10 protein-coding genes and 2 pseudogenes are annotated in these 11,300 nt (G+C 66.9%); 4 read left to right on the top strand and 8 right to left on the bottom strand.

Annotation, left to right across the window (positions count from 1 at the left end):
- Nucleotides 1-541 precede the first annotated feature (541 nt).
- Both M4D82_RS00910 and M4D82_RS00905 read right to left on the bottom strand, forming a co-directional pair.
- Nucleotides 542-931, bottom strand: a complete 390-nt coding sequence (locus M4D82_RS00910) for a hypothetical protein (protein WP_249764161.1) — start codon at nucleotides 929-931, stop codon at nucleotides 542-544.
- Nucleotides 932-1,377: 446 nt separating this feature from the next.
- Nucleotides 1,378-1,575: pseudogene (locus M4D82_RS00905) on the bottom strand (transposase); the annotation flags it as partial.
- A gap of 226 nt (nucleotides 1,576-1,801) precedes the next feature.
- On the opposite strand from M4D82_RS00905, the gene M4D82_RS00900 reads away from it, so the two are divergent.
- The 4 genes and pseudogenes from M4D82_RS00900 to M4D82_RS00885 form a co-directional block, all read left to right on the top strand.
- Complete coding sequence (locus M4D82_RS00900; RefSeq protein ID WP_249764160.1) at nucleotides 1,802-2,983, top strand: chymotrypsin family serine protease; 1,182 nt, start codon at nucleotides 1,802-1,804, stop codon at nucleotides 2,981-2,983.
- A gap of 363 nt (nucleotides 2,984-3,346) precedes the next feature.
- Nucleotides 3,347-3,538, top strand: a complete 192-nt coding sequence (locus M4D82_RS00895; protein WP_249764159.1) for a hypothetical protein — start codon at nucleotides 3,347-3,349, stop codon at nucleotides 3,536-3,538.
- A gap of 193 nt (nucleotides 3,539-3,731) precedes the next feature.
- Nucleotides 3,732-4,619: a YwqG family protein gene (locus M4D82_RS00890; RefSeq protein ID WP_249764158.1), complete on the top strand. Its 888-nt coding sequence runs from the start codon at nucleotides 3,732-3,734 to the stop codon at nucleotides 4,617-4,619.
- 418 nt (nucleotides 4,620-5,037) lie between these two features.
- Nucleotides 5,038-5,589, top strand: a pseudogene (locus tag M4D82_RS00885) (transposase); the annotation flags it as partial.
- A gap of 70 nt (nucleotides 5,590-5,659) precedes the next feature.
- On the opposite strand, the gene M4D82_RS00880 reads toward M4D82_RS00885, so the two are convergent.
- The 6 genes from M4D82_RS00880 to M4D82_RS00855 form a co-directional block, all read right to left on the bottom strand.
- Nucleotides 5,660-6,091, bottom strand: coding sequence for a VOC family protein (locus M4D82_RS00880; RefSeq protein WP_249764157.1), 432 nt, complete (start codon nucleotides 6,089-6,091; stop codon nucleotides 5,660-5,662).
- Nucleotides 6,092-6,337: 246 nt separating this feature from the next.
- Complete coding sequence (locus tag M4D82_RS00875) at nucleotides 6,338-6,715, bottom strand: VOC family protein (protein WP_249764156.1); 378 nt, start codon at nucleotides 6,713-6,715, stop codon at nucleotides 6,338-6,340.
- A gap of 756 nt (nucleotides 6,716-7,471) precedes the next feature.
- Entirely contained in the window at nucleotides 7,472-7,768 is a 297-nt protein-coding gene (locus M4D82_RS00870; RefSeq protein ID WP_249764155.1) for a barstar family protein, read from the bottom strand.
- A 755-nt stretch (nucleotides 7,769-8,523) separates the two neighbouring features.
- Complete coding sequence (gene istB, locus M4D82_RS00865; RefSeq protein ID WP_249764154.1) at nucleotides 8,524-9,312, bottom strand: IS21-like element helper ATPase IstB; 789 nt, start codon at nucleotides 9,310-9,312, stop codon at nucleotides 8,524-8,526.
- A gap of 23 nt (nucleotides 9,313-9,335) precedes the next feature.
- The gene (locus M4D82_RS00860; RefSeq protein WP_249764153.1) at nucleotides 9,336-10,673 is read right to left on the bottom strand and encodes a Mu transposase domain-containing protein; all 1,338 of its coding nucleotides are present in this window, start codon (nucleotides 10,671-10,673) and stop codon (nucleotides 9,336-9,338) included.
- A gap of 122 nt (nucleotides 10,674-10,795) precedes the next feature.
- Nucleotides 10,796-11,161, bottom strand: a complete 366-nt coding sequence (locus M4D82_RS00855; RefSeq protein ID WP_249764152.1) for a hypothetical protein — start codon at nucleotides 11,159-11,161, stop codon at nucleotides 10,796-10,798.
- Nucleotides 11,162-11,300 lie beyond the last annotated feature (139 nt).

Raw genomic sequence — 11,300 nt, 5'->3', positions numbered from 1 at the left:
TTCCGCTCGATCAGGTGCCCCATGCAGGAATGTCGGGTGCCACGCGGTTCAGGTGCGATGTGCCGGTTTGGTGTCAGTGGGGTGGTGTCAGTGACGGATCGTCAGTCAGGTGTGTCTGTGCTGGTCGCGTGACCAGGAGGCATACTCGCCACTGACATGGGGTGGCACACATGCAGGTGGGGTACTGGCGGGAAAGTGAGAGATCGCATCAGGCGCATGGATCCCTCCACCTCTCATAGCAGTGGAGGGACCCTGACACGGCTCAGCCGCAGCTTGGTGCCTTTGCGTGAACCGGAGTACGCGCCCCCACCCGTACACATACGGGTGGCCGGCTAGCGCCTCAGCCGCGTCGATGCCCGTCCACCCGTGCCCGAGGCCACGGCGTCGCGGAGGGGGTGGTGTGGCAGCACGGGCCGCCGAGCCAATTCTGAACGGACTTGTCGGCCAGGTCAGCTCTTCCCGGCTGACTGGGCGGCGAGTCGGCGTACGGCGCGCTTGACCGAGCCAAGCTCCTTCAACACCTGGTCCATCGCGGAGTCCATCAGCATGACCGGATCGTCAGCGGACCAGAAGCGCACTGCCTGAGCCACCTGATGCTCCCAGAACCCAGCCTCCTGGCGGCTTCGAAGCCGAGTCGTGAAGCAAGCTCAACGAAGCCGTTCCCGGGCCGGCGGGTCGCCTTGGCGACGACAAGCGCCGACAGCAGTGGCCGGCCGTGCTGATGCTCGTAGACGCTGATGTGGCCGAGCTTCGGGTAGAGCCCGTGCATCTGGTTCTGCGACGTGTAGGGGTCCAAGCCGTGCGGGTCAACGCGTTGGGCGAATTCCGTGTAGCTGATGCAGGCGGAGAGCGGATCACCTGGGTCGCCGGCCTGGGCAAGGGATCGCAGAAGGCGGTGCATGTCGCGTTCGATGGGAGTGAGCGAAAGCATGCAAGCTCCTCGTAGGGAGAGGACCCGTAGGACCGAATGTCCGTGGACGCAGAGCCCAGGCTCGCTTTGACGGTGGCTCAGGTGCGGTCCGACCCGCTACGGCCTGTTTCTTGGCGCCGGGCGCATTGGGGGGTCTGCCCGCTCGGCCACCGTGCGATCAGTCGGGCTCCTGGAGAGAGGCCCGGCTGCCACAGCGCGACCCTCCGACCCGTCACCCAGTGGACGACCTCCCGAAGTTCCTTCACGCCATTTGAGGAGTTGACCTTGGTCACCTGACCTTCGACCTGGCCGGAACTCCGGGTTCTCGACAGGTCGGCGACGACAGCGTCCCAGTCATGGGGGAGCCCGTCGGCGAACTGCCGCAGGGCCGGCAGGTCGTGCTGTCTGACCTGTTCGAGCCTTTCACGGAGGTCTTCGCCGCGGTGCTCGTGCATGAGCGCGCCGAAGGCCGTCTTCGCGCGGCCGTAGGCGTGGCAGAACGGGCGCTCCGCCGAGCACGGCGCGTCCGACCGAAGCCAAGGTGACACATCGACTGCCAGGACCAGGCGCCCGCCGTCGAACCGCGGCAACAGCAGGCCGGCCAGCGCCGCCCGATCGACGTCGATCCTGCCGTGGTTCAGAGCGCCGTACATCGCCCCGTGCCCAGGTTCCGACTTGCCTGGCTCACCGGGGTGCTCAATGGGCTTCGGGCAGAGCAGATTCACGGGGGCAGGCGCCGGACACCCCGCGGGGAGAGCGTCTTCCGATCACACATCTGCACCAGTAGCGTCGCTGTCCGGACTGTCGGATGTTCCGACTCCAATCCACTGGGGGGAATCCGTGCTCGGAGTTCACACGAAGACGCGTATCGGGTTACTCGGGGCGGTCGCCTTGGCGATCGTGCCGCTCGCCGCACCACAGGCCTTCGCCGGAAAGCCCGCCTCGACGGCGGACACGACCGGACAGGCGGTGTGGGCAGAGCAGAAGGCAAGGGACGCCAAGACAGCACCGCTCAACGCCATCGCCGCGGCGGCCGAGGAAGTCGGACGGAACCAGCGTCAGGACATTTTTTCCGGCCTCCAGTTGTCCGACGACCTCAAGGCCGTCCACCTGTACCTCACCGACCCGGCCAAGGCCACTGAGTTCAAGGCGGCCATGCTCAAGGTGAAACCCGGGCTGAAGCTCAAAGACCTTGCGGTCCGGCAGGGCAAGAACACCCGTGTCGCGGCCCTCGCGGAGGCGAAACGACTCCTCGAAGCCAAAGACCTGCCGTTCAAGGTGTACGGGGCGTCCTGGACCATGGACGGCGCCGCCGTCAAACTCGACGTCGACCGGCCAGCTGCCGTCGCCGCCTACACAAGCAACAGCCTCGCCGGGCGCCTCGGGTATCCGGCCCTGTCCAAAGCCTTCGACGTACGCGCCCAGCAGGGACAGCCGATCGCGCCGGCGACCAGGGAGAACGCCTCATCGCCGTTCTACGGAGGTGCCGCAATCGGGCGGGCCACCGCGGAGCGAGCATCGTGCACGACCGGCATCCCGGTCGTCGACCGCAACGGGAAGCGCTGGATCACCACGGCCGCCCACTGCGTAGGCGCCAACCCGCTGTTCACACACGGTGGGAACCGGATCGGCAACGCGTGGACCAACCCCAACTACGACGTGGCCTTCATCGACGCCTACAGCGCCCGGTACACCTGGGACGGCCTGGACACCCACGGATACACGCGCTACCTGGAGGGTTGGAGCTACGCCTCCAACAACCAGGAGGTCTGCCACCTCGGCTACAACTCGATGGTCGTCGAGAAGCGGATCCCCTGCCGTCACAAAGTCGTGGACAGCGAGTTCCTGTACAGGCTGAACGGACACCCCGAGACGATCAAGGGCGTGAAGTCGGTCTCGCAGATTTCGCCCATTTCCGTCGTGGGCGGTGACAGCGGCGGGCCGGTCGTCGCGTTCGGCAGCGGCGAGAACCGGATAGTCAAGGGGTTCGTCAGCGGCTTCGCCAACACCAACACCCTCGTCTTCGTCGACTTCCAGGACATCAACCGGGCCTTCTCCGTCAACCTGCCCTGAAGCCTGCACCTCACCCGCCGGAGCGGCTCATGCCGGCCCAGCGGGTGAAGTGCCGCTTCGGACACCCGAACACCATGGGGCCCGCTCGGTCCCCGGACACTGCGGTCGCCGACCAGGTGTGGGACCCCCTGAACCATCCGACCTTCGGCGACGTCCGCGGCCGCCGGTACACCGGGCGGCCCAGCCTGCTGCTCAACGTCCTCGCCGATGTCGGCCCTCCGATCCAGGCCGCGACCGACGACTTCGACACCACGATGACCTGGTACGAGTTCCTTCAAGCCAAGGCGATCGAGGGGATCATGTCTGGGGCGACGCCGGGATGGATGCTGTGGAGCGCGCGGCCGGCCGGCCTCCACCATCAAGGTGATCGGCTCGGGCAGCGACTTCGTGGATGGCGGCGCGGCCATGGCCGGTGCCGTACCGGTTCCGTACTTTGCGAGCTGCGTGGCCATCTTCCTGGCGTTGTCGGGTATCGCCCGCAGCACGTCATTCGGCGGCAGGGTCTGCTTTGCCGCATGGGCGACGATCCGGTGCGCCGCGCTGATGGCTGCGTAGGTGACAACGGGTTCTGGCACAGATCTTGGGGAGTCGTCCGGGAGCGTTACAGAAGCAGGATCACCCTGCGGAGTAGTTCGAATCCGGCTCGACCGTGGAGCCGGCTCTCTTCTTGGGGGATCCAGTGTCCTGATACAGAGCACGGCGAGGCCGGTGAGGCTGGTGTCGCACCCCCGGTTCTACGGTTCGGCACATGTCCCGTCACACACCCGACCGCCCGGTCGACGTGGAGAGCCTCTTCCCCGAGTTGCTTCCCTTCCGCCGTGAGTCTGTCCGCTTGCACCCGCGTCCCGGTTCTCCGACCCGCCAGGACAGCTCCGTCGGGGGCCCGCTGCTGTGGCCCGCGGACGAACCCTGGCCGGTGTGCGCTGCAGAGCACTACGACCCGGACACCACGAGCCACCTCGAACCCGCCGCGCCCATGGCCCCCATCGTGCAGATCCGCCGGGCGGACGTACCCAGCCTGCCTTTCCCCGAGGGCACCGATCTGCTCCAGGTTCTGTGGTGTCCCTATGCGCACGGCACCTACTGCTACCCGCTGCCCCAGGTGTACTGGCGGGATTCCCTCGCCATCGGAGCGGTGGGGGCGACCCCCGACCCGTCGGCGGCAGGGCTTCCCGACGGCTGGTACCCGGCACCCTGCGTCGTCCACCCCGAGCAAGTGACCGAGTACCCGAGGAATGACCGCCCCCGGGATCTCCGCGACGCACTCGAAGACCGTTTCGAAGTACTACTGGCAGAGACCGGGCTGCGGTACTCATCGCATCTTGCCGACGCACCGGGAATCAAGTTGGGCGGCTACCCAAGCTGGAGCCAGGAGCCCTGCTGGCCGGACTGCGAAACGTGCGGTGGCCAGATGGAGCACCTTCTGCCCGTGGCCGAGGGGGAATTCGACAGTGAGTCCTGGCGCACGTGGCTCCCCGAAGAAGATCGGACCAACGAGAACACCGACACCCGCTGGCTATGGGAATCCGAGGCGTTCAACCCCGCACTTCTGGACACCGGCGGTATCAACGTCTACGTCTTCGAGTGCCGCACCTGTCCCCACCGCCCTGTCGGACACTGGTCGGACCCCCGATGACCGGCAGGCATAGCCGCCTGGCACACGCTCCACCTGTCGCTCTCGAAACTCGGTTCTGAGGAGTGGTAGCGGAGTGTTACTGGAGCAGGATCATCTTGCGTAGGAGTTCGAATCCGGCTCGACCGTAGAGCTTCCTTTTGATCTTCTTGATGCGGTTCACGGCGCCCTCAATGCTGCCGGAACTCCAATCCAAGGTGAGCCCCGCTGTCACGGCGTCGAGGTCCCGGAGCAGGTGGAGTGCGAAGCCGGTGAGGCCGGGTAGCTGGCTGGCGTCGACCGCGTCGATCCGGGCGGGGAGTTCGTCCCCCCCCCCCGGACAATCGCCGAGTATCTCGCCGAGGTCGCGGAGATGCCCGCGGCCGTGTCCAGTTCGGGACAGCGGGCCAGGACGTCCTTCAGAGCGGTGCGGTCTTCTTCGTTCGGAGTGTCGAAGTCCACCGCCGATCGCGTCATCGACCAGCTCGGCCCCAGGCTCGCGCATGCACCGCGTAGGCGATTAGCCAAGGACGCGGTGCTGATCGTCGACGGGACGCTGGTACCCACCCGCGACCACCAGGTCGCCGAGCAGTCGAAGAACTATCGCTACTCGACGAACCACCAGGTGGTCATGGACGCCGACACCCGCCTGGTCGTGGTGGTCGGCCGGCCCCTGCCCGGCAACCGCAACGACTGCAGGGCATGGGAGGAATTCGGGGCCAAGGCCGCCGTCGGCCGGACAACCACGATCGCCGACGGCGGCCACCCCGGAACGGGCCTCGTCATCCCGCACCGTCGGCCCCGAGGCGGCGAACTGACCCACTGGCAGGCCGAACACAACCACGACCACAGACGGGTTCGCGCCCGCGTCGAGCACGCCTTCGCCCGGATGAAGACCTGGAAGATCCTGCGTGACTGCCGCCTGAGAGGCGACGGTGTGCGCCACGCGATGCACGGCGTTGCCGGCCTACACGACCTCGCTCTCACGGGATGACTCCCGCCGCATGCCGGACCTGAGAGGTCCCCGGGAGACGGCTCCCCCACCTCGCGGTCTCGAAGGAGAATCAGGCGAGGCAGAACTCGTTGCCCTCGATGTCCTGCATCGTGATGCACGACTCGTTGACGCCATCGGCGCGCTGCGTCAGCACGTGTTTCGCGCCGAGCGCCATCAGCCGCGCGCATTCGGCCTCGAGTGTGGCCAGGCGCTCGTCACCCACGAGCCCGGCGCCGGCCCGCACATCAAGATGCACCCGGTTCTTGACGACCTTGCCCTCGGGAACTCGTTGGAAGAGCAGACGCGGGGCCACACCTGAGGGATCAGTGCACGCGAAGTAGATCTCGTCCTCGGGCGGCAGTGAGCGGTGGTACTCCTCCCACGTGGCAAAGCCCTCCGGGACCGTCGGCACGACGTACCCCAGCACCTCGCACCAGAAGGCGGCGAGGCGCGCAGGCTCCGCGCAGTCGAAGGTCACTTGGAAGTGTTTGATCGTTGACATCGGCGCACAATATCAAGGGCCCTGGTCATCTCCCCAGGTCGGGAGGTCCGAACGTTGTCGGGAGGAGGCAACCCTTAGCCGACATGGCCAGCCTTCTGACGGATGATCATGCCCGGTGGACGTCGGATGTGTTCGTGAAGCGGGACGGCCGCTGGCTGTGCCTGCTGAGTCACATCACGGCGGCAGCACCGGAGTCGGCGACGACGTCGACGACGGCCCGGTGAAACCGCAGAGGCGCACCGGCGATCACCGGGGTGGTGTGGCCTCGCCCTGCCAGAAGCTCCACTGATACCCCCAGGGGTCGGTGATCGTGAAGGTCCGCGGCCCGTACGGCTGATCCACCGGAGCGTCCAGCTCCCTGCCCGATGCGGCCCGGACCAGCTCGAAATGCGCGTCGACGTCGTCCACGTGCACGATAAACAGAGCGTTCTTGCCTTCGTCGCTCACCCCGCCGCCGCTGACTCCGATCTTCGTCGCACCCGCGTGGATGTCGGCCTCGAACGTCCGCCCTGAATCGTCGCGCCAGCGGACCGCGTCGGTAAAGCCGAGGACCCGCTCCATCCACTCGAGAGCCGCGTCCGCGTCCTGGTACCTCAGGTAGGGGGATACCCCTTCGATCGCCATGCCGTGCTCCTCCGGGCAGGGAGCCGACACCGCTCCTAGCGGCTCGGCCCGTACTGAATGGTGCTCGCCTTCCAGGCTGCCGTGCGTGGCCGGCGAATACGGCCAAGGGCAGTCATGCGTGTCGCTCGCACAGCTGCCCTTCGTCATCTGTACCTGGCTGAGCACTTCAACAACGAGTACGCGGACACCATGCCCCGGTACCGCCTGCGGGCACCCGCTCCGCAACGACCTTCGAGATCCACTCGGCAGCGTCCGCAGTCACATGTGGATCTTCGGCGAGCGCTCGGTGCCGAGCAGGTCGAAGAGGGAGCGCACGGTGGCCGCGTCCCGGCCGGGTTCCGCCAGACCAGGAGCCCACTGTCCTTCGACCACGACAGTTAGGTGGCCAGCCCGTCTCGATTCCGCAGAAGCCAGTCGCACTGAGAACCGCGAGCAGAGCGACCCTCTTGACCAGGTCGACCGCACGGCCGCGAACGCCGCATCGCCCCTTGACCTGCTCTGCGACGGGCGACCGTTAGACGGCGGTCAAGGGGTACCTCTGCATGCTCTCCCTCCTCGGCCCCGGTGTGGTGATGGCGATCCTTGAAAACGACCAGGGACGCTCTTCGCCTCACTTTGTTGGCTGCTCAACGGTGTGGGGAAAGTGGGGAGTGGGCGAGCATGCGTGGGCCCCGCCGACCGTCAGGTCGGCGGGGCCGGTGATCGTGAACGTCGGCTGGCCGCAATTGATCAGCCCCACCTCGACTGCGAGTGGCGTCAGGCCCTCGCGTGGACAACGAGTCGGTTCTGCTGACCATCGAACATGTCGGCCAAGACTTGGGCCTCCCGGCGGCTCCCTTCGAAGAGTCCACTCTGGTCGACGTGCACGACCAGGACGTCGTGGCTGTCTATGACCTCCGAGATGCCGCGCGTCTCGATCGTGTCCGACCACGCGTCAAGGTTCCGACCGAACCACGTCGGCAGCCCACACGGCTCGGTAACCGCGTCCCAGAAATCGTTGAGCGTCTCTATCTGCCGACCGCGTAGGTCGACTATCAGCTTGCTGTCCGTCATCGCAGCAGAGTAGAGCCCAGCCACGGCTCACCGGCCGGTCAACGAGTCGGCACCTTGCGGTCGGCAGCCGGGACTTTCGGCTGCCGACCAGTCGATGGTCCTTTCACGGAGCCCTGCGGAGTGGGACGACATCGGGAAGTCCGGTGGGAACTGAGGGACGGGCGGCTTCCGGTGTCGCCAGGAGAGCGACGATGGTGACGGGCTGCTGGCAGTGAGGGCAGTTGCGGGTTGCGGTCGGCTCCAGTGGGTCTCGCTCCGGGGCCTGTCGGTGTGTGGGTCGTGTCGTCGGTTTGGGTGCTGGCGGCAGGTCGGGAAGTGTGGGCGGGGCGGGCGATGCCGAGCGAGGGGTTTCCCCGAGTCGGCGGGCCCGGTCCTGGTCTCGTGCCCGGTCACGGAAGCGTTCAGCGTCCTTGCGGCAGGTCGGGGAACAGTAGACCTGCCGGACGGTCTTGGCTGAGTCGAAGGTGTCGTCGCAGACCGGGCAGGTCCGGCTCTCCATCGCGTTCTCGTCGCTGCGGGCTGCGTTCCGGCACTCGGGCGAACAGAAGATCCGCCTGGGGCTGATGTCGGTCGTGAAGTCGTTCTTGCACTGCGGGCACGTCCGCTGGACCGGAGTGCGCCGGCGGTTCTGGTCGCGGCATGTCGGTGAACAGAACACTCGTCGGCTCATGCGGTCGGCGACCGTGAAGACGGTCTCGCATTGCGGGCAGCGACGGGCCATCTCGGATGGAACCTCGGTGGTCTCGGAGGTGCTGTCAGGAGACACGGGCGTTCACCCCGGCTCGGAGGGTTTCGGCCTGGTTTCGGTGTCCGCGCAGTCGGTAGGAGGGGCCGTCGATGCCGGCGACTGCGGCCCGGTGCAGGAGCCGGTCGAGCATCGCGGCGGCGACGGTGGCGTCGCCGAAGGCTCCTGCCCAGTCAGCGATGCCGACGTTGGTCGTCAAAATCGTGGACGACTTCAGATACCTCTGGTTGATCACCTGGAACAGTGCGGAAGCGCCGTCCTCGGGCAGTGGGAGGTAGCCCAGTTCGTCGATGACCAGCAGCTTCGGGCCGGCGAAGAAGTTCATGCAGGACTTCCACCGGCCTTCGAGAGCGGCCTTGTGGCAGCGGGCCGAGAGCTCGGCTGCAGTCGTGAAGTAGACGCGGTGCCCGGCCTCGACCGCGGCCCGGCCGAGTGCGACGGACAACATTGTCTTGCCGACTCCGGGCGGCCCGACGAACAGGACGTTGGAGGCGTCGTCGAGGAAGCGGAGGGTGGCCAGGTCCCGGATGAGCTTCTCATCGACACCGGGCTGGGCGGCGAAGTCGAAGTCGTTCAGGGTCCAGGGCTCGGGCAGACAGGCGAACCGGAGCCTGGCCGCCAGCCGGCGGGCCTCGGTGGCCTCGACCTCGATCTCCAGCAGTCGTTCCAGAGCCGCGGTCAGCGACATCCGTTCGCTCCGGGCCTGGTCCAGAACCCGGTTCAAGGCCTCGGCGGCATCGTTCAGCTTCAGATAGGACAGATGGCCTCGCAGCTGCTGGAAGCGACGTGCTTCGCTCATCTGCATTGGCGACGATGGCGTACTCACTCCTCGTTCTCCTCTTTCGGTGAGGGAGCTGTCCGCAGCCGGTCGGCCACGGCGGCATAGTGGGACAGGTCGATCACGACCCGTTCGGCCGGATTCCCAGCCGCCGGAAGCCCGCGCAGCCGCTCGGCCTCCGCGAGAGCGGCCGCCGAGGGCGGCCTCCGGACCTTCGTCTTGCACGGAGCCCGGTCGGAGAACGACGCGAGCACGGCTCGCTCCAGCGCGATGACGTGGCCGTCGTCCCGGACGGTCTGCCCAGATCCCCGAGGGGCCCGGCGGTGCTGGGCGATGACCGCTCGTCCCGCGGTGGCGATCCGCAGGACGTCATCGCCCAGGCGGTTCATCACCTTGACCTGGACTCCTGGCAGGCCGGGAGGGACGGAGTAGAAGTTCCCGTCGAACTGGACCAGGCTCTGCGGGCTGACCGTCCGCTCGACTTCCAGCTCGGCCGGGAACGGCCGCACTGGGATGTCCAGCATCGGCTCGGCCGCGGCGAGCTCACCGACCGTGGTGGCCACGCCGTCGATGCGGCGCCGCCGCTCGTCCATCCGAAGGGCGAGTTTGTCGACGCCGGACTGGGCCTGGAGGACGGTCAGCCCGTCCGGAACCGTGCGCCACCAGCGTTGGGCAGCGGAGTGATTGGTCTTCTCCACTACTCCCTTGCGGTTGCCGCGTCGGGGCGGACAGATATCCACGCCGGCGCCGTAGTACTTGGCGACGGCGGCGAAAGAGGAGGTCACCTGCCCGCTGGAGGGGTAACAGACCGTCGCCATCCGGTCGAAACGCCACCGGCGGGCGGTCCCGCCGAGCTTGCGCATGACCTCATCGAGGGCCTGGACCAGGTGAGGGAAGTCCTCGGACTCCGAAAGAACCGCCCGCCACCGGCCCGAATGAGCGAGCGCCCCCACCAGCAGGTGAGCGTGCTCACCCACTCCCCACCCCTCTGGCGGGCTCGGCAGCTCCAGCCAGTCGAACTGGATCTCCTCGCCGGGCGGATGCGCGATCACCGCGACGTTCCTGCCGGTGGCGGCGTGGCAGGGCTCGCAATGCGGCCGGACCTGGTAGCGGCGCAGAGCCCGGGTGAAGGTCGAGTACGCGCCCTCATAGCCGAGTTCGGACACCTCGTCGAACAACGTCGAGGCCCACAAATGCGGATCGTCGGCGAGGCGTTGGCGGCAGTAGGGCAGGAATGGCACGAAAGCATCCGGGCCCTCGCGTCGCTCGCCAGGGGTTCGCTCGCCGTTCAGATAGGCACGGATCGTCTTGCGATCACGGCCCAGATGCCGTGCGATCGCAGAGATCGTCCATCCCTGACGACGCAGAGCATGAGCGTCCACGTCTTCCTCCCGAGTGAGCATTCAGGCCCCCGAACAGGCCGAACTCCTAGCTCACGCAGGCTCTCCACGACACGCCGACATCAGTTCGACACGCCGGGAGGATCACACAATGGATGGGGAGATCAAGAGAGCAGGTTTGCCCCGCCCCAGAGCGACAAGTGGGGAAATCCAAATATCCCCATCAGAAGCTCGTCGACAGCTATCCGATCAAGAACACGGACGTCCGCCAGCTGCTGATCGACTACCTCACTCGGCGCCGGGCGGACACCGACTACGTCACCCTGCGAGCCCTTGCCCGGAACCTGGTCAGCCTCTTCTGGGTGGGCATCGAGAAGATCAATCCCGGTCAGAAGAACCTCGTCCTCAGCCCAGAGATCTACGAGCAGTGGCGGGCGGACCTCTATTACTCGCAGAAAGACAAGACCAAGGTCCGCAAGTACTTCGAGACGATCCTGCTGGCCGTGCGCGGCTTCTACGTCGACCTCCATAGCTGGGCCATCGCCGAACCCGAGAAATGGGCTCAGTGGGTCGCCCCCTGCCGGTCTTGCCCCGCGATATCAAGGGCTTCGGCACACGCCAACGCGAGAACAACCAGAACATGGCCGCCCGAACGCGGGCCCGTCAGCC

Origin of the sequence: Streptomyces sp. RerS4 (assembly GCF_023515955.1) — a bacterium.
Classification (GTDB): Bacteria; Actinomycetota; Actinomycetes; order Streptomycetales; family Streptomycetaceae; genus Streptomyces.
The sequence above is the reverse complement of the archived record's forward strand: the minus strand, read 5'-3'. Positions and strand labels throughout refer to the sequence as shown.

What these genes read in the sequence shown, in the direction of transcription:
- istB (WP_249764154.1), bottom strand. Translation starts at nt 9,312, where the DNA reads ATGAGCGAAGCACGTCGCTTCCAGCAGCTGCGAGGCCATCTGTCCTAT.
- M4D82_RS00855 (WP_249764152.1), bottom strand. Translation starts at nt 11,161, where the DNA reads ATGGAGGTCGACGTAGAAGCCGCGCACGGCCAGCAGGATCGTCTCGAA.
- M4D82_RS00870 (WP_249764155.1), bottom strand. Translation starts at nt 7,768, where the DNA reads ATGACGGACAGCAAGCTGATAGTCGACCTACGCGGTCGGCAGATAGAG.
- M4D82_RS00880 (WP_249764157.1), bottom strand. Translation starts at nt 6,091, where the DNA reads ATGTCAACGATCAAACACTTCCAAGTGACCTTCGACTGCGCGGAGCCT.
- M4D82_RS00890 (WP_249764158.1), top strand. Translation starts at nt 3,732, where the DNA reads ATGTCCCGTCACACACCCGACCGCCCGGTCGACGTGGAGAGCCTCTTC.
- M4D82_RS00875 (WP_249764156.1), bottom strand. Translation starts at nt 6,715, where the DNA reads ATGGCGATCGAAGGGGTATCCCCCTACCTGAGGTACCAGGACGCGGAC.
- M4D82_RS00910 (WP_249764161.1), bottom strand. Translation starts at nt 931, where the DNA reads ATGCTTTCGCTCACTCCCATCGAACGCGACATGCACCGCCTTCTGCGA.